The 16219-nt window shown below is 67.2% G+C and carries 17 protein-coding genes and 1 pseudogene; 13 read left to right on the plus strand and 5 right to left on the minus strand.

Translation table 11 applies throughout. The features are described from left to right. Positions 1-50 precede the first annotated feature (50 nt). The gene (gene ampC, locus ABFO07_RS18380; protein ID WP_347469662.1) at positions 51-1226 is read right to left on the minus strand and encodes a class C beta-lactamase; all 1176 of its coding nucleotides are present in this window, start codon (positions 1224-1226) and stop codon (positions 51-53) included. Between the two features lie 185 nt (positions 1227-1411). On the opposite strand from ampC, the gene ABFO07_RS18385 reads away from it, so the two are divergent. From ABFO07_RS18385 to ABFO07_RS18400, 4 genes are all read left to right on the plus strand, one after another. After that, complete coding sequence (locus ABFO07_RS18385; RefSeq protein ID WP_347469382.1) at positions 1412-1633, plus strand: hypothetical protein; 222 nt, start codon at positions 1412-1414, stop codon at positions 1631-1633. Positions 1634-1937: 304 nt separating this feature from the next. After that, positions 1938-2636 (plus strand): YfiR family protein, encoded by a 699-nt coding sequence (locus ABFO07_RS18390; RefSeq protein WP_060014000.1) that lies wholly within the window; start codon positions 1938-1940, stop codon positions 2634-2636. Beyond that, on the plus strand, positions 2633-3901 hold the full coding sequence (locus ABFO07_RS18395) for a diguanylate cyclase domain-containing protein (RefSeq protein ID WP_059884694.1): 1269 nt from the start codon (positions 2633-2635) through the stop codon (positions 3899-3901). The genes ABFO07_RS18390 and ABFO07_RS18395 overlap by 4 nt, the downstream gene beginning before the upstream one ends. 90 nt (positions 3902-3991) lie before the next feature. Then, positions 3992-4501 (plus strand): OmpA family protein, encoded by a 510-nt coding sequence (locus tag ABFO07_RS18400; RefSeq protein ID WP_059801797.1) that lies wholly within the window; start codon positions 3992-3994, stop codon positions 4499-4501. 183 nt (positions 4502-4684) lie between these two features. Here ABFO07_RS18400 and ABFO07_RS18405 read toward each other — a convergent pair whose 3' ends face one another. After that, the gene (locus ABFO07_RS18405) at positions 4685-5257 is read right to left on the minus strand and encodes a hypothetical protein (RefSeq protein WP_347469383.1); all 573 of its coding nucleotides are present in this window, start codon (positions 5255-5257) and stop codon (positions 4685-4687) included. Between the two features lie 55 nt (positions 5258-5312). Between ABFO07_RS18405 and ABFO07_RS18410 the strand changes: the two genes are divergently transcribed. From ABFO07_RS18410 to ABFO07_RS18440, 7 genes are all read left to right on the plus strand, one after another. Beyond that, on the plus strand, positions 5313-5465 hold the full coding sequence (locus ABFO07_RS18410) for a hypothetical protein (protein WP_155628641.1): 153 nt from the start codon (positions 5313-5315) through the stop codon (positions 5463-5465). 606 nt (positions 5466-6071) lie between these two features. Next, positions 6072-7193 (plus strand): branched-chain amino acid ABC transporter substrate-binding protein, encoded by a 1122-nt coding sequence (locus ABFO07_RS18415; protein WP_347469384.1) that lies wholly within the window; start codon positions 6072-6074, stop codon positions 7191-7193. 171 nt (positions 7194-7364) lie between these two features. After that, positions 7365-8291 (plus strand): high-affinity branched-chain amino acid ABC transporter permease LivH, encoded by a 927-nt coding sequence (gene livH, locus ABFO07_RS18420; RefSeq protein WP_017328684.1) that lies wholly within the window; start codon positions 7365-7367, stop codon positions 8289-8291. 11 nt (positions 8292-8302) lie between these two features. Next, the gene (locus tag ABFO07_RS18425) at positions 8303-9574 is read left to right on the plus strand and encodes a high-affinity branched-chain amino acid ABC transporter permease LivM (protein WP_059892296.1); all 1272 of its coding nucleotides are present in this window, start codon (positions 8303-8305) and stop codon (positions 9572-9574) included. After that, complete coding sequence (livG, locus tag ABFO07_RS18430) at positions 9571-10344, plus strand: high-affinity branched-chain amino acid ABC transporter ATP-binding protein LivG (protein ID WP_347469385.1); 774 nt, start codon at positions 9571-9573, stop codon at positions 10342-10344. Before ABFO07_RS18425 ends, livG begins: the two co-directional genes overlap by 4 nt. Beyond that, positions 10344-11045, plus strand: coding sequence for an ABC transporter ATP-binding protein (locus ABFO07_RS18435; protein ID WP_059562405.1), 702 nt, complete (start codon positions 10344-10346; stop codon positions 11043-11045). Before livG ends, ABFO07_RS18435 begins: the two co-directional genes overlap by 1 nt. A gap of 414 nt (positions 11046-11459) precedes the next feature. After that, entirely contained in the window at positions 11460-12254 is a 795-nt protein-coding gene (locus ABFO07_RS18440) for an HAD-IIB family hydrolase (RefSeq protein WP_059992731.1), read from the plus strand. Between the two features lie 9 nt (positions 12255-12263). Here ABFO07_RS18440 and ABFO07_RS18445 read toward each other — a convergent pair whose 3' ends face one another. From ABFO07_RS18445 to ABFO07_RS18455, 3 genes are all read right to left on the minus strand, one after another. After that, positions 12264-12758 carry an SRPBCC family protein gene (locus ABFO07_RS18445; protein WP_059801663.1) on the minus strand — a complete coding sequence of 165 codons (495 nt, stop codon included), beginning with the start codon at positions 12756-12758 and terminating at the stop codon, positions 12264-12266. A 56-nt stretch (positions 12759-12814) separates the two neighbouring features. Continuing rightward, the gene (locus ABFO07_RS18450; RefSeq protein ID WP_059801661.1) at positions 12815-13114 is read right to left on the minus strand and encodes a 2Fe-2S iron-sulfur cluster-binding protein; all 300 of its coding nucleotides are present in this window, start codon (positions 13112-13114) and stop codon (positions 12815-12817) included. A gap of 80 nt (positions 13115-13194) precedes the next feature. Next, positions 13195-15105, minus strand: a complete 1911-nt coding sequence (locus ABFO07_RS18455; protein WP_059801659.1) for a sigma-54-dependent Fis family transcriptional regulator — start codon at positions 15103-15105, stop codon at positions 13195-13197. A gap of 157 nt (positions 15106-15262) precedes the next feature. Here ABFO07_RS18455 and ABFO07_RS18460 point away from each other — a divergent pair. Together ABFO07_RS18460 and ABFO07_RS18465 are read left to right on the plus strand one after the other, a co-directional pair. After that, a pseudogene (locus ABFO07_RS18460) lies at positions 15263-15539 on the plus strand (DUF2964 domain-containing protein). Between the two features lie 239 nt (positions 15540-15778). After that, positions 15779-16066 (plus strand): DUF1488 domain-containing protein, encoded by a 288-nt coding sequence (locus ABFO07_RS18465; protein WP_059562417.1) that lies wholly within the window; start codon positions 15779-15781, stop codon positions 16064-16066. The last annotated feature ends 153 nt before the right edge of the window (positions 16067-16219 follow it).

Here is a 16219-nt window from a genome sequence, read left to right on the forward strand (position 1 = left end):
AGCGCTCGGCATCGTGGATCTTGTCGATATGGCGATGCCCCTTGTTGCGCTTATCGAGCGTCAAGACCAAGCGACGTCAGTATCCGGTACGCGGCCGCGATCCGCTCCTCGTTCGGGTAGTGCCGGTTGGCGAGGATGACGATGCCCATATGCCGGGCGGGAACGAACGCTACGTAGGCGCCAAACCCGCCGGTCGAGCCGGTCTTGTTGATCCAGACTTGCGGCTGAGGCGCTTGAGGCGGCTTGATCGCGTCGACCGGCGTGGCATCGAACGTGATCGACGGTGAATTGCCTGCGATGAGCGTTTTCAACGCAACCGGGTACGGATACTGTTCCCAGATCAGGTCCTGCGTCATCGGGCCTGCTTTGAAGTAGGCGGTGTGCGTATCGGTAATGGCCTGCTGAAGCGGTTTGTCCAGCTTCACGTCGCCCATGTTGGCCTGCACGAAACGCAGCAGGTCGGCGGCGGTCGTCTTGACGCCGTACGTTTTCGACGACAAGACGTCAGGGGTCGTCGTGACTGGCGCACCGTCCTTCGCATAGCCTTGCGCGTAGTCGGCCATGCGGGCCTTTGGCACGTCGATGTAGGTGTTTTTCATTCCCAGCGGCGACAGCAGATGACGCGACAGCGGCACGGCGAAGTCCTTTTGCCCCATGCTTGTCGCCGTAATCAGGCCAAGCATGCCGATGCTCACATTGGAATACGTGCGATAGGTGCCCGGCGAGTAGGCGGGCTGCCAGGCCTCGAGATACCGCATCAGCTGCGCTTCGTTGCGGACGTCGTCCGGAACCTGCAGCGGCATGCCGCCGGGGGTGTGTGTGCCGAGTTCGAGCAGGGTGACGTTGCCGAACGGGCTGCCTTGAAGGTTCGGCAGGTACTTTTCCGTCTTGTCCGACAGCGAAAGCTGGCCGGCGGCTTGCGCCCAGGATGCCAGGGTTGCCGTGAGCGTCTTGCTGACGGACCCGATCTCGAACAGCGTATCGCGCGTGACGGGCCGCTGGTCTTGCCGGGATGCGACGCCGTAGTTGAAGACATAGGACTGTCCGTCTGCAACGATGCCGACTGCCATCCCCGGGATGCCGTATTTCGTCATGATGGGCAAGACGACGTTGTCCGTTGCGCTCTTGACGGCGTCGCTCCGATCATTGGCCGCGTAACCGATGGTCGCCACCGCGCAGGTGGAAATTAGCGCGGCCGCCAGCGCGCATTTGATCCCGAGATTCATATTTTTCGCGTCCTTCGGATTGATGCCCGAGTTGGAAATTGATGGACGGGCGATTGTCACGGGGCGCATTCGCGACGACAAGCGAGGATATTTTGTCGGAGACAAAAGAATTTCTTGCGTGTGCGCTGTGAGCAGGCGCGCGACGGTCGGATAGCCGAGCGCATCATCGTTCTTGCCGATGCAAAATGGGCTTTCGTTTCGACGTGTCCGGTGGCAGTGCGCTTGCCTGGACGTTGTCCAAGCCGGACAAGCGTTTCGATAATGACTCGTGCGTCCGAGCTCGCGTGGATGTCGCGGATAAAGGAGCAATCCAATTTATGCGTATCGACCGCGAGGCGATGCCGTATGGCAATGACCAGCACTCCGTACAAAAATCGTCGATCGTGACGCTGGATTGGCGGTTCTGATTTGTCGGCGACGGCCTGGCACGAGAGATCGTATGAGATTTCTCGTGAGCGAGCGTCCAATCCGCTGAACAATTCGCCGACGTCGGGACTGGATCGACGTCGGGTTCGGCATTCGCCTGTACAAATCGCGCGGCGCGACCATTCAGCGTATTTTCCGACGTTTCCGCCGGGTGTTTCCCACTGGTCGTGCGCGCGACTTTCTACCTAATATGAAGCAATCGTGCGCGTGCAACGGTGTCTGCACGCGCAGGTCGGGGGGGGGCAAGAAGCGGCGCCGCGAGCGCCGCCAGCGGAAGTTTCCATCATGGTTGCGACAGTGTGCGCGGCGGCTGCCAGTCTTGCGACTGCAACGACGCCAACGGGCGCGGCGGCGAGCGCCGCGCGGACGACGTGCGTCCGGCCCGGCCGGGCCGCGTCGCTGCGCCATGCGTTGCTCGCGGTGGCATGCGTGCTGGGCGCGGCGCCCGCCGTACTCGTCGGAGCTCCCGCCAGTGCCGACGATCCGGCCGACATCGTGCGCATCGTCACCGCCGCGAGCCGAGCCGATCCCGTCATGTCGCCACTCGACGCCGCCGTCCGTCAGGTCGTGCTGGGCATCATCAGCTTCACGCGCTGGCCGACGACGCCCGTCGCCCTGCATCTGTGCGTGACGGGCCGGCCCGACTACGCGCACGGCCTGATCGACACGCTGCAGGCCGGCTCGACGCAGCTCGACGTGGAGCGCGTCCGCTTCGACGATGCGTCGCTCGGCATGGCCTGCGACGTCGTCTATCTCGGCATCATGAGCGGCGACGAGCGTGCGCGGGTGAGCGCCGCGGTGGCCGGCCATCCGGTCCTGACGATTTCGGAACACGATCCAGCCTGCACCGCGGGCAGCATGTTCTGCCTCAATGTCGACGGCGAACGCGTCACCTTCGACGTCAATCTCGACGCCGTGGCGCGCAGCGGCGTGCGTGTTCACCCGAATGTGCTCAATCTTGCGCGGCGGCCGGTGACGCCATGACACGGTCCGCGCCCGCCGCTTCCTCTTCGCGCATGTTGCGCCCGACGCTGCAGAGCGTGCTGCGCCGCGCGCACCTGCGGCTGGCGTTCGTCGCCGTCGCGATGGCCGCCGTGTCGTTGATCGTGGTCGCCGTGATCGCATTGCGCGCGTATGCCGGCAACAACCTGAACCTGCTGGCCCGCTCGCTCGGCTATACGGTGGAGGCGGCGCTCGTGTTCGGCGACCGCGTCGCGGCGGCCGAGGCGATCGCGCTGATCGCCGGCGACGAAGACGTCGCGCAGGTGGTGGTCACGGATGGCAAGGGCCAGCCGTTCGCGACGTGGCAGTTGCCCGCAGGCAGCGAAATCGCCCGGCTCGAGCGAGGCGTCGCCGATTTTGCGCTGCCCGGGCCGGTGACGATTCCGGTCGTGCACGACGGCATCGTCGTCGGTTACGTCGTCGTGCGCGGGCGGGGGCACCAGTTCTTCGGTTTCCTGCTGGGCGGCGTGGGCGGCATCCTCGGCTGCCTGGCCGTCAGCGTGTTCGGCGCATATGTCAGTTCAAAGCGCCTGCTGCGCAGCATCGTTTCGCCGTTGCGCGCGCTGGCCGGCGTCGCTCACGCCGTGCGGCGCGAGCGCGCGTTCGAGCAGCGCGTCAAGCCCGCGGCGATCGCCGAACTGAACGAACTCGGCGACGACTTCAATGCGCTGCTCGACGAGCTGGAAGACTGGCAGAACACGCTGCGCGACGAAAACGCGTCGCTCGAACACAAGGCCACGCACGATGCCCTCACGGGCCTGCCCAACCGCGAGCAGTTCGAGTCGCGCCTCGCGCTCGCCCTCCGCGAGGCCAGGGTAACGAGCCAGCGGCTTGCCGTCCTGTATCTCGACTGCGACCGCTTCAAGGAGATCAACGACTGCTTCGGCCACGAAGCCGGCGACAAGGTGCTGATCGGCATCGCGGCCCGGCTGCGCGCGCAGTTGCGCGAGGCCGATCTGGTCGCCCGCCTGGGCGGGGACGAATTTGCCGTGATGCTGGCGCCCGTACGCGAAGCGGACAGCGTCGGGCGGATTGCCGATGCGATCGTGTCCGGCATGGTGCCGTCGATCGTATTGGCCGATGGCCGCGCGGTGCCGACCATGATGAGTGTCGGCGTTGCGCTGTATCCCGATCACGCATCGGACGCGAGCGGCTTGCTGCGCGCGGCGGATGCCGCGATGTACCGGGCCAAGCGCACGCGGCCGGGGTCGTGGCAGTTGGCTGAGGGGGTCGCCGGGCCGGCTTGAGGTTGATCGCCTCGCGCAGTGGGGGGCGAGGTGGTCGTGGCGGTTTGAAACCATGCGTGCGCGGCGGGCGCGTTTTGAGGGGAGGCGATGATGGAAAACCCGTTTCCTGTGAGCATTGGGCGGATGGGCATCGGCGGCGTGCTGCTGCTGTGCATGCTGCTCGGCGGCTGCAAGACGCCGCCGCTTCATCGCGGGCTGACGCAGACGCAGGTCACGGCGCTCAAGTCGGCCGGGTTCCAGGAGACCGAGCAGGGTTTCGAGTTCGGCTCGGCCGGGCCGATCCTGTTCGATTTCGACCGGTACAACCTCAAGCCCGACGTTCGCCGGATCGTCGAGCGGATCGGGCGCACGCTCACGTCGGCGGGGATCAATGGGGTGCGCGTCTATGGGTACTCGGATGACGAGGGGGCGGATGCGTATGACCTGGAGTTGTCCAGGCGGCGCGCGGAAGTCGTGGCGATCGAGCTCGTCGACGTCGGGCTGGATGCGAAGCGCATTGCGATCGAGGGGAGAGGAAAGCGCGAACCGGTGGGGGATAACCGGACGCCGGCGGGCCGGGCACAGAATCGAAGGGCGGCGATTGTGGTTTCGCCGAGGTGAGGGGATGGCCGTTCGCAGTGGCGCAATTCGTGCATTTGTGTGCAGCGATCGCATGGTCGTCTACCAACAGGCGAGCCGGCCTATTCCGGTCAGTATGGGCGTGGAGGTGTTCCGATACCGTCGGTTGGCCGTGAACGGCGTCTTGTCGTTAACGGTGGGTGCCGACGGATCTTTAGCGCGTCGTCACCATCCGAGATCGCACGACGATCGCGACACCCCGGCACCACCCGTCGCCGTGCAACGCGTGCCGGTGCCGTTGTCGTAGAACGTGCGCGTCTCGGGCTGCGGCACCGACGGATCGTACGGATTCGGCACGCCGGGCAGTCCGTGCGGGCGGCCATACGGACGCACCGGTACGCGCGGGTTCGACGGAGAGTACGTCCGCGTCGCGGACAAGCCGCCCCCGTACGGCGTGCCGTTGTCCTTCAGATACGCGTCCCAGTTGAGCGCCCGCCGTTCATGCTCGGGCACGCGACGGCCGAGACCGTCCGCACCGGGCGTAACGCGGTTCGCGGGCCAGTGCGAATCGCCGGCGCGCTTGTCCCGCGCACGCGGCACGAGGCGGCCGCCGGACATTCGAAGCTCGCGGGTGTCGTTCGTCTCGAACGGGCCGTGCGTCGCGGGTGCGGCGTAGCGTCCGGCGTGCGCGTCGCGCGGGACGCGCACGCCGTTCGTCGCGCGCCGCTCGGCACGGAACACGTTCGTGCCGGCAGCGTCCGGGTTGGGGATGTCCTGGCTCCATGCACGGGCAGTCATGACGAAAAGTACACCGGCGAGCGCGGCGGCGGGAATGAAGCGAAAGGCGTGATTCATGGACGATGCAAGGCAAGCGACAGGCGTTGAAACAAACGGGCAGATCGCTGGCTGGCGGCAGGCGCGCATCGCGGCGGAGGGCTGGCTGGACTGCGGAAACGGCTTCGCATTATTTCATAAAAATAACGACATGCTTTCGCACAGCCAATAATCGTCGGCGAATTGAATGGGTCTCGATCCCTGCGCGACGCACTGCAATGGTGCCTGGTCCACATGCTGCCCGTGCCTGTCGCCGGGCCGATCCGGCGCTTTGCATCGCGCTGCTTCGCCACCGGATAGGACGGATTCCAGAATGCCTTGCCTGACAAGGCAAAGCGCGCGACGCCGAGCTGCGATCGCAACCGGATTGCGCTTCCGTCAACCATGCCCTTTTAAATCGGGTTGCGCCGCCATCGCCACCGCACCCAGGGCAATCCTACGTGTTTTCCCTTGGTCAGCCGGCATTTTTGACAGATGATTGAAAAACGCCCATATAATTTCGACTGCCTTGCCAACGGCTGTCGGACCATCCCTCCGGCGTGCGGTTCGGCAAGCGGGGCAGGCGAAACGCTTGCGCAATGCAAGACGCATCACGTTGTCTTTCCGAACCACTCATCCCCTCCGGGGATGGTAAGAGCCGGGCCCCGCACAAGTCTCATTCCGCCGCAGGTCCGTCTCCGCGTCTCGGGCGTGTCCCATGTCCTCGCCCCGGGTGCTGTTCGATTGCGCAAGTCATGCCGCCTTTGCCCGTATGACTAACAACATCGAGGAGCTCCTGATGACGCTGTCCCGTCTTACGTCCATTTCCCTCGCCGCCGTGCTGTTCGCCGCCGGCGCCGCCGCCGCGCAAGCGGAAACCGTGAAGATCGCCATCGCCGGGCCGATGAGCGGCTCGGTCGCCCAGTACGGCGACATGGTGAAGGCCGGCGCGCTGACCGCGATCGAACAGGTCAATGCGGCGGGTGGTGCGGGCGGCAACAAGCTCGAAGTCGTACTGATGGACGACGCGTGCGAGCCGAAGCAGGCCGTCGCGGTCGCGAACAAGATCGTCAGCCAGAAGATCAAGTACGTGATCGGCCACGTGTGCTCGGGCTCGACGATTCCCGCCTCCGACATCTACGAGAACGAAGGCATCGTGATGGTCACGCCGTCGGCCACCGCGCCGCAGCTGACCGAAGGCAAGAAGCGCCACTTCATCTTCCGCACGATCGGCCGTGACGATCAGCAGGGCCCGGCCGCCGCGAAATACATCATCTCGAGCCTGAAGCCGAAGAAGGTCGCGGTGCTGCACGACAAGCAGTCGTACGGCCAAGGCATCGCCTCGTCGGTGAAGAAGGACCTCGAGGCCGCGAAGATCCCGGTCGTGCTGTTCGAAGGCGTCAACGCCGGCGATTCGGACTACTCGGCGGTCATCACGAAGCTGAAGTCGCAAGGCGTCGACTTCGTCTACTTCGGCGGCTACCACCCGGAAATGGGCCTGCTGATGCGCCAGGCGCGCGAGCAGGGCGTGAAGGCGACCTTCATGGGGCCTGAGGGCGTCGGCAACAAGGACGTGACGGCCATCGCCGGCCCGTCGTCGGAAGGCATGCTCGTCACGCTGCCGGCCGATTTCACGGCCGATCCGGCCAACGCGTCGCTCGTGAAGGCGTTCGCGGACAAGAAGCGCGATGCGAACGGCCCGTTCCAGATGCCGGCCTACGCGGCGGTGAAGATCATCGCCGACGCAATCGCGGGCGCGAAGACGACCGACCCGACGAAGGTGGCCGCGTACATCCACAAGACGACGTTCGACACGCCGATCGGCAAGGTCGCGTACGACGCGCAGGGCGACCTGAAGGCGTTCAAGTTCGTCGTCTACACGTGGCACAAGGACGCGACCAAGACGGTCGCCGCCAACTAAACGGAGTACCCGCCCACGCACCCGCCCCGCTCGAAACCCGAGCGGGGCGGGTGCGTATTGGCTGCGCATGCGGCCATCGGGCGGCTCGTGACGATACCGTGCGCTTTGCCCGCAGCCCTGCCGCGATCCGGCGGCGGCGCGCGGCGCGGCGCTACCGGGAGCTTCCCGCACATGACTGATTTCTTTCCGCAATTCGCCCAGCAGCTGGTCAACGGCCTGACGCTGGGCGCGATCTATGCGTTGATCGCCATCGGCTATTCGATGGTCTACGGCATCATCGGCATGATCAACTTCGCCCACGGCGAGATCTACATGATCGGCGCATACGTGGGCCTCGTGACCCTCACTGCCATCGGTATCTCCGCCGGCTATCCGCTGCCGCTCGTGCTCGGCGCGGCGCTGATCGTGTCGGTGCTCGTCACCGGCTTGTACGGCTTCGCGGTCGAACGCGTCGCGTACCGGCCGCTGCGCGGCGGCCCGCGCCTCGTGCCGCTGATCTCCGCGATCGGCATGTCGATCTTCCTGCAGAACTACGTGCAGATCGGCCAGGGCGCGCGCGACGTATCCGTGCCGGTGCTGATCTCCGGCGCGTTCGAGATCCACCTCGGCGGCGACTTCGACGTGACGGTGCCGTATGCGCGCCTGCTGATCGTCTGCGTGACGATCGCGCTGATGATCGCGCTCACGCTGTTCATCTCGCATTCGCGAATGGGCCGCGCGTGCCGCGCGTGCGCCGAAGACATGAAGATGGCGAACCTGCTCGGCATCGACACGAACCGCGTGATCTCGTTCACGTTCGTGCTCGGCGCGATGCTCGCGGCCGTCGGCGGCGTGCTGATCGGCCTGACGATCGGCAAGCTGAACCCGTACATCGGCTTTGTCGCTGGCATCAAGGCGTTTACCGCCGCGGTGCTCGGCGGGATCGGCAGCATTCCGGGCGCGATGCTCGGCGGCGTGCTGCTCGGCCTGGCCGAAACCTTCGCAGCGGGCTACATGCCGGCCGAGTACAAGGACGTCGTCGCATTCGGCCTGCTCGTGCTGATCCTGCTCTTCCGCCCGACCGGCCTGCTCGGCAAGTCGGACATCGAAAAGGTTTGAGGGAGACGCAGATGAGTCAAGTCATTTCCGTTCGCCGGCCGGCCGCCGGCGCGTCGCTCGGCGATACGCTGAAGAATGCCGTGGCTGCCGCGCTGCTAACGGCGATCCTCACGGTGCCCGTGCTCGGGCTGCAGCTGAAGCTCGAAGGCTACCAGGTCGTGCTCGAGCCGCACTGGCGCCCGGTGTGGATCGCGGTCGCGGCCGTGTTCCTGTTCCAGCTGTTCAAGCCGTGGCTCACGCGCGCGAAAGCCGCGGTCGCGCTGCCGGCGCTGCCCGAGATGGGCGCGAAGCAGCAGCGCGCGATCGTCTGGGCGCTGCTCGCGGTCGGCCTCGTGTGGCCGTTCTTCGGCTCGCGCGGCGCCGTCGACGTCGCGACGCTCGCGCTGATCTACGTGATCCTCGGCCTCGGGCTGAACATCGTGGTCGGCTTCGCGGGCCTGCTCGACCTCGGCTACGTCGGCTTCTACGCGGTCGGCGGCTATACGTACGCGATGCTCAACCAGTACTTCGGGCTCACGTTCTGGGAATGCCTGCCGCTCGCGGCGATCGCGTCCGCGACGTTCGGCTTCCTGCTCGGCTTCCCGGTGCTGCGGCTGCGCGGCGACTATCTCGCGATCGTCACGCTCGGCTTCGGCGAAATCATCCGCCTGCTCGCGAACAACCTGACGAGCCTCACCGGCGGCCCGGACGGCATCTCGGGCATTCCGAAGCCGTCCGTGTTCGGCTTCGAGATGGCGCGCTCGGCGAGCGTCGAAGGCGCGAAGACGTTCCACGAGCTGATCGGCCTCGAATACAGCGGCGAGCACATGGTGATCTTCCTGTACCTGCTCGCGCTGCTGCTGGTCGGCTTCACGCTGTTCGTGACGAGCCGCCTGATCCGCATGCCGATGGGCCGCGCATGGGAAGCGCTGCGCGACGACGAGATCGCGTGCCGTTCGCTGGGCCTGAACCCGACCCGCATCAAGCTGTCGGCGTTCACGCTCGGCGCGGCGTTCGCGGGCATCGGCGGCGCGTTCTTCGCGGCGCGCCAGGGCCTCGTGAACCCGGAGTCGTTCACCTTCATCGAGTCGGCGCTGATCCTCGCGATCGTCGTGCTCGGCGGGATGGGCTCGCAGCTCGGCGTGATCCTCGCGGCGATCCTGCTGACGATCCTGCCCGAAGTCGCGCGCGGTTTCGCCGAGTACCGGATGCTGATCTTCGGCCTGGTGATGGTGTTGATGATGATGTGGCGTCCGCAGGGCCTGTTGCCCGCGAGCCGTCCCCACGTGGAGCTGCCGCAATGAGCGCGAATGCAGAACTGTTGAAGGTCGCCGGGCTGCAGATGCGCTTCGGCGGGCTGCTCGCCGTCGACGGCATCGATTTCGACGTGCGCCGCGACGAGGTGTTCGCGATCATCGGGCCGAACGGCGCGGGCAAGACCACGGTGTTCAACTGCGTCGGCGGCTTCTACAAGCCGACCGCGGGCGAAGTGGTGCTCGACGGGCACCGCATCGCGGGGCTCGCGAGCCACCAGATCGCGGTGAAGGGCCTCGTGCGCACGTTCCAGAACATCCGCCTGTTCAAGTCGTTGACGGTGGTCGAGAACCTGCTGGTCGCGCAGCACCGCAAGGTGAAATCCGGGCTGTTTCACGGCCTGTTCGCGACGCCGGCCTACCGGCGCGCGGAGAAGGATGCGCTCGAACGCGCGGCGGTGTGGCTCGAGCGGATGAACCTGACGACGGTCGCCAACCGGCCGGCGGGCACGCTGTCGTACGGCCACCAGCGCCGCCTCGAGATCGCGCGCTGCATGATCACCGAGCCGCGCCTCCTGATGCTCGACGAGCCGGCGGCCGGCCTCAACCCGCAGGAGAAGATCGAGCTGCAGCAGCTGATCGACCGGCTGCGCCGCGAGTTCGGCGTGTCGGTGCTGCTGATCGAGCACGACATGAGCCTCGTGATGGGCGTGTCGGACCGCATCCTCGTGATGGAGCACGGCCGGCCGATCGTGATCGGCACGCCGGAGGCGGTTCGCAACGATCCGCGCGTGATCAAGGCCTATCTGGGGGAAGAGTGATGCTGAAGCTGGAACAGGTCCATACGCACTACGGCGCGGTCGAGGCGCTCGCGGGCGTGTCGATCGAAGTGAACAAGGGCGAGATCGTCACGCTGATCGGCAGCAACGGCGCCGGCAAGACGACGCTGATGATGACCGTGTGCGGCACGCCGCGCGCGTCGTCGGGCCGCGTGCTGTTCGAGGGCAACGACATCACCGGGATGTCGACGCACCAGATCATGCGGCAGGGGATGGCGATCTCGCCGGAAGGGCGGCGCGTGTTCCCGAGCCTGACGGTGCTCGAGAACCTGAAGATGGGCGGGTTCTTCGCGAGCCGCCATGAGATCGACGACGGCATCGAGCACGTGTTCAAGCTGTTTCCGCGCCTGAAGGAGCGTTCGGCGCAGCGCGCGGGCACGATGTCGGGCGGCGAGCAGCAGATGCTCGCGATCGGCCGCGCGCTGATGAGCAAGCCGCGCCTGCTGCTGCTCGACGAGCCGACGCTCGGCCTCGCGCCGCTCGTGATCGCGCAGATCTTCGACATCATCCGCACGATCCGCGACGAGGGCGTGACGGTGTTCCTCGTCGAGCAGAACGCGAACAAGGCGCTGCAGGTCGCCGATCGCGGGTATGTGCTGGAGACGGGGCGGGTGGTGCTGGCGGACACCGGCGCGAACCTGCTCGCGAACGACCGGATCAAGCAGGCGTATCTGGGCGGTTGATTCGCGTCATCGACGAAGATGAAAAGACCGGGCGATGCCCGGTCTCAGATTGCCGACAAAGCCCAGGGCCATTCCCTGGGCTTTGTTGTTTAATGGGCGTCATGCTAAAGACCCCGACGCTCGCCCGGCACGAACTCGAGAGGGTGACACTCGAGGAACGCGTGCCGAAGGACCACTTGCTGCGCCAGATCGACGCGGCGGTGAATGTCGAATTCATCCGCGAGAAGGTCGCCCGCAGCGCGCGGCATTGGATCGATCGAGGGCACGGCCGATAGTTTCGTGAGGACGGAAAGCCTCACAGCGCAGGCCATGTCGCGCGCGTCATCCCGGGTGAATATTCACGTCGGTGATGACGCCGGTTCCACAATCGATGCGGGCATAATGCCGATTCCCTTCATCGCACACGAGGTCACGATGCGCGCCTTGTCCGACGCCCCCGATACCGAATTCAGCGCGGTCCGCTTCGTGCTGACCGACATGGACGAGACCCTCACGTATCGCGGCCGGCTGTCCGCCGCGACCTACGCGGCGCTCGAGCGGCTGCAGGCGGCGGGCATTCGCGTGATCCCGGTGACGGCGGCGCCCGCGGGCTGGTGCGACCAGATGGCGAGGATGTGGCCGGTCGACGGCGTGATCGGCGAGAACGGCGGCGTGTTTTTCCGGCGCGACGACACGGGGCACGGCGTCGTCCGGCACTTCTGGCACGCGGACACCCCGGCGCACGAGATCGCCGCCTGTGTCGCGCCGATCGCGCAGATGGTGATGCAGTTGCTGCCGGATGCACGGCTCGCCGACGATCAGCCGTTCCGGATGACGAGCGTGGCGTTCGCCCGTTCCGGCGACGCCGCGTTCGACGATCGCGTCGCGCAGGCGCTCCGGCAGGCCGGCGCGGACGTCACCGTGAACAACCTGTGGGTGCTCGGCTGGCTGGGCGGATACGACAAGCTCGCGATGGCGCGCCGCGTGCTCGCGCAGCACTACGGCGTCGATATCGAACAGGAACGGCACGCGATCCTTTACAGCGGCGATTCCACCAACGATGCGCCGATGTTCGAATTCTTCGCGCATACGGTCGGCGTCAGCACCGTCACCGCGTATCTCGACCAGATTCCGGTGGCGCCGCGCTGGATCACCCGCGGGCCCGGCGGCGCCGGGTTCGTCGAAATCGCGGACGCGGTGCTGGCCGCGCGGCGCCAGGCGGGGGCGTGACGGCGCGGGCTACGCGTGCTTTGCCAGGTATTTGCCGATCAGCATCATCTGCAGGGTCCAGCCGTGGTCGTTCATCTCGTACGCCTTCGCGCGCCGCTCCGCGAACAGCTGGTCGAAACCGGATTCGGTGAGCGTCAGCAGCGTGCCGTCCGGTTGTTCCGCGAGCACGAATTCGATCAGCGTCATCGGCTCGCTCGAATAGTCGACGGACGGATTGATCGCGAACGGATGCCAGCGGAACGAGAACAGGCGCTTCGGCTCGACGCGGTCGACGACGATTTCGAATACCGTGCCGGCGTACGGCTCCTGCGCTTTCGCGACGTCCGCGTCGACGCGCGTCGGCGTGATCCGGCCGAACAGCCGCTGGCCGGCGACGAACGGCCCGTCGAAGGTCACGCCGAACCAGATGCCGAATTCGCCGGCATTGCTGACGGCCTCCCACACGCGATCCGGCGATGCGGCCAACAGGGTCTGCTTTTCGATGCGATCGGTCTGCTGTGTCATGACGCTCTCCTTGGGTTCATGAAACGTCGCCGCTGTCCTGCGTGCGCGTCAGCGCATCACCGCATCACCGCATCCGGCACGTCGAGCACGACGTCCGAGGTCGCGATCGCGACGCACGGCAGCGTATAGCCTTCGGCCTTTTCCTCGCGGCTCAGCCCCGGCCATTCGATCGTATAGCGTACGCTGCCGCTGACGATCCGGCACAGGCACGTGCGGCACGTGCCGTTGCGGCACGAGCGCGGCAGCGACACGTCGGCGAACGCGGCGGCTTCGAGCAGCGTCAGCGAGTCGGGCGCGTCGAAGCTCACGCCGAGCGGTTCGATGCGCACGAGAGGCGGGTGTGTGGAATCGGTCATGTCGGTACAAGGCGGCGGGGCGCCACGGCAAGCCGCCAAGCATACCCGAAGCACAGCCCGGCGGCCGGCGGCCCGCGCCGTCAGTGCCTGCGCAGATGCCGGTACACGGTATTGCGCGCGAGCCCGAGCTCGCGCGCGGTTGCCGACACGTTGCCGCCGTGCCGCGCGAGCACCGCGTCGATCACGGCCGCCTGGTGATCCTGCAGCGTCGTCGCCTCGGGCGCCGCCGCCCGGCTTGCCGGCGCTTCCGGCGCGGCCGATGTGGGCGGCGCCGCGTCGCAATCGAGCCAGAAATCGTCCGGCAGGTGCGCGAGCGCGATTTCCGCTTCGTCCTCGGCGAGCATGCCCGCAGTGCGCAGCACGTTGGTCATCTGCCGCAGGTTGCCGGGCCAGCGATGGCGCGCGAACGCCGCGAGCACGTCGGGCGCGATGCGGCGCGGCATCGGTTCGCCGTGCGCGAGCCGGTCGAGAATCCGTTCGACGAGCGCCGGCAGGTCGGTGCGCGTCGCGAGCGGCGGCAGCGTCACCGCGAGGCCGTTGATCCGGTAGAACAGATCCTCGCGGAACGTGCCCTCCGCGATCATCGCGCGCAGGTCGCGGTGCGTCGCGCACACCACCCGCAAATCGACCGGCACCGCGCGCGCACCGCCGAGCGGCATCACCGCGCGTTCCTGCAGCACGCGCATCAGCCGCACCTGCTGCGCGAGCGGCATGTCGCCGATCTCGTCGAGGAACAGCGTGCCGCCGTCGGCCTGCGCGATCTTGCCGGGGCTGCCGCGCTTGCGGGCGCCGGTGAAGGCGCCGTCCTCGTAGCCGAACAGCTCGGCCTCGATCAGCGAATCGGGCAGCGCCGCGCAGTTCACCGCGACGAACGGGCCGTCCGCGCGCGGCGACGCGTCGTGCAGCGCGCGGGCCAGCCATTCCTTGCCGGTGCCGGTCTGGCCGAGGATCAGCAGCGGCAGGTCGCGCCCGCGGATCTTCGCGACCCGTTCCAGCACCGCGGCCATCCGCGCGTCGCCGGTGTCGAGCGTCGCGAACGTGATCGCGCCGGGATCGGCGGCCGGGGCGCGCGCGATCTGCACGGCGGCCGGCGTGACGGCGGCCGTCGTCTTCTGCGCATCCGCGAATTCGCAGCGGGCGAGCACGCGCACGCCGCTCGCGAGCGTCAGCCGCACCATCGCGCCGGCCGCGCGCGCGGCCTGCTGCGCGAGCAGGCCGAACGACATCCCGAACAGCGCGTCGCAGCCTTGATGCTGCAGCGCGTCGAACGGCGCGCCGAGCTGGAACAGCGCGCTGCGGTTCGCGGCGATCAGCCCGCCGTCGGGCCCGAACGCGACGAGCCCGGCGAACAGCGAATCGACGCACTCCTCGTGCGCGTGGAAGCGCACGCGCAGCGCCTCCGCGCACTGGTTCGCGAACAGGTGGTTTTCGATCAGCTGCGCGGACATCCGCACGAGCGCGAGCGTGTGCGAGCTGACGCCGCGCGGGTCGCCGCTCACGTCGAGCGCGCCGAGCGTGCGGCCGAACGGATCGACGATCGGCGCGCACGAGCAGGTGAGGATGCGGTTCGCGCGCAGGAAGTGCTCCGAGCCGTGCACGGCCAGCGCCTGGCCCGACGCGAGCGCGGTGCCGATCGCGTTGGTGCCGCGCGCGCCCTCGGCCCATGACACGCCCGGGCACAGCGCGACGCGGTTGGCCTTCTCGATGAAGTCCGCATCGCCGATGCTGTGCAGGATCACGCCGTGCGGATCGGTCAGCAGCACGAGGCTCTGCGTGTCGGCGATCTGCGCGTGCAGGTTCTCCATCACCGGGCGGGCGTGCGCGAACAGCGAATGATTGACGTCGATCAGCTCGCGCAGCGCGACGCGCGACAGCGGCGAGAAATCGGGCAGTTCGTCCGCGCGCAGGCCGACCGCGCTCGAGCGGGCATGCGCCTGCGCGAGCAGGTCGACGCGGCCCGCGGTGGCGGGCAGCACGGAAGATTGGGGCATGACGTGTCTCCAGTCCTGAAGCCGTCGGCGGGGTACGTTCCCCGCTCGCGACGCGCGAGCACCAGGCCGGCCGCGCGGGCAACGCTTCATCATACAAGCGCCGCGCCGGATGCGCGACCACGGGCAAATTCTGCTTGCTTTTGGGCGGGCGGCTGCAATGATGGAAACGGAGCACGCTCGCGCCTGGTTCCGCATTGCAGCACGCATGCGCCGCGACATGCCTCCGTGCGGGGAGAACCATCATGGTTCGGACGGAACTGAGGATCGTACTGGCGGCCATCGCCACGTTCATCATGCTCGGCGGCATTGCCGTCGCGATCCACGGCCTGCTCTTCGATATCGAGGACGCGTTGCGATACGGCGCGGCGGCGATCGCGCTGGGCGTCACGACCGCCGCGATCACGCTCAACGTGTGGCCGAAAGACCCGCACTGACGCCGCGCCGGCGCCTGCGCCGGCTCCCCGATTGAACTGACGAAACCCGCGTCGGAACGCCGCGCGTCGCAATATTTGCCTCCTGCGCGAAACCGTCTAAAGTGAATGCAACCGGTCAGCATTGTCCGCGCCATGCCCCGCGCGTCATGCAGTGGCCGGCCAGCCCGCGAACACTTCGTCCGGCCGGTAGCGGACGACGTACGCGGTCATTCATTTTCTACCGGACGGTTGAGGCGCTCATGCAGATTCATTTCCCGAATGAGGCGCCCGAGTATTCGGGGCGCGAACTGATGCTCGCATTTCCGGCGCTGGTCAATGGCGAGCGAGTCCAGTGCCACATCACCGCGGAGGCGCTCGAAGACCACTTCGGGGCGGCTTCACCGCGCTTCGAGGATATGGTCGGCGCGTTCGACATGCACCGGGAGCGGATCGAGGCGGCTGCCCGGCGCCTGCTGTCGGAAACGCGGGCGCAATGCGTGACGTTGCGCAGCGGCTACGTGCGCTTCTACGAGGCGAACTGGCGCTGACGGTCGAGCCGGCGCAGCGCGTTCGGCGCCGATCAGTCGGGCGCCCGGACGGCATCGATTCTGCGCGCGTCGAGCGACGCGCGCGGCGGTTTCCTGTCCGCTGCCGCGCATGCCGGCGAACCCCTCTTGCTGACGAATCCGTGCCGTTCGGCC

This window comes from Burkholderia stagnalis (assembly GCF_039848545.1).
Classification (GTDB): Bacteria; Pseudomonadota; Gammaproteobacteria; order Burkholderiales; family Burkholderiaceae; genus Burkholderia; species Burkholderia stagnalis.

Excerpts from the sequence above, each read along its gene's own strand:
- ampC (WP_347469662.1), bottom strand. The coding sequence starts at position 1,226 with ATGAATCTCGGGATCAAATGCGCGCTGGCGGCCGCGCTAATTTCCACC.
- ABFO07_RS18385 (WP_347469382.1), top strand. The coding sequence starts at position 1,412 with ATGGGCTTTCGTTTCGACGTGTCCGGTGGCAGTGCGCTTGCCTGGACG.
- ABFO07_RS18390 (WP_060014000.1), top strand. The coding sequence starts at position 1,938 with ATGGTTGCGACAGTGTGCGCGGCGGCTGCCAGTCTTGCGACTGCAACG.
- ABFO07_RS18395 (WP_059884694.1), top strand. The coding sequence starts at position 2,633 with ATGACACGGTCCGCGCCCGCCGCTTCCTCTTCGCGCATGTTGCGCCCG.
- ABFO07_RS18400 (WP_059801797.1), top strand. The coding sequence starts at position 3,992 with ATGGAAAACCCGTTTCCTGTGAGCATTGGGCGGATGGGCATCGGCGGC.
- ABFO07_RS18405 (WP_347469383.1), bottom strand. The coding sequence starts at position 5,257 with ATGACTGCCCGTGCATGGAGCCAGGACATCCCCAACCCGGACGCTGCC.
- ABFO07_RS18410 (WP_155628641.1), top strand. The coding sequence starts at position 5,313 with ATGGACGATGCAAGGCAAGCGACAGGCGTTGAAACAAACGGGCAGATC.
- ABFO07_RS18415 (WP_347469384.1), top strand. The coding sequence starts at position 6,072 with ATGACGCTGTCCCGTCTTACGTCCATTTCCCTCGCCGCCGTGCTGTTC.
- livH (WP_017328684.1), top strand. The coding sequence starts at position 7,365 with ATGACTGATTTCTTTCCGCAATTCGCCCAGCAGCTGGTCAACGGCCTG.
- ABFO07_RS18425 (WP_059892296.1), top strand. The coding sequence starts at position 8,303 with ATGAGTCAAGTCATTTCCGTTCGCCGGCCGGCCGCCGGCGCGTCGCTC.
- livG (WP_347469385.1), top strand. The coding sequence starts at position 9,571 with ATGAGCGCGAATGCAGAACTGTTGAAGGTCGCCGGGCTGCAGATGCGC.
- ABFO07_RS18435 (WP_059562405.1), top strand. The coding sequence starts at position 10,344 with ATGCTGAAGCTGGAACAGGTCCATACGCACTACGGCGCGGTCGAGGCG.
- ABFO07_RS18440 (WP_059992731.1), top strand. The coding sequence starts at position 11,460 with ATGCGCGCCTTGTCCGACGCCCCCGATACCGAATTCAGCGCGGTCCGC.
- ABFO07_RS18445 (WP_059801663.1), bottom strand. The coding sequence starts at position 12,758 with ATGACACAGCAGACCGATCGCATCGAAAAGCAGACCCTGTTGGCCGCA.
- ABFO07_RS18450 (WP_059801661.1), bottom strand. The coding sequence starts at position 13,114 with ATGACCGATTCCACACACCCGCCTCTCGTGCGCATCGAACCGCTCGGC.
- ABFO07_RS18455 (WP_059801659.1), bottom strand. The coding sequence starts at position 15,105 with ATGCCCCAATCTTCCGTGCTGCCCGCCACCGCGGGCCGCGTCGACCTG.
- ABFO07_RS18465 (WP_059562417.1), top strand. The coding sequence starts at position 15,779 with ATGCAGATTCATTTCCCGAATGAGGCGCCCGAGTATTCGGGGCGCGAA.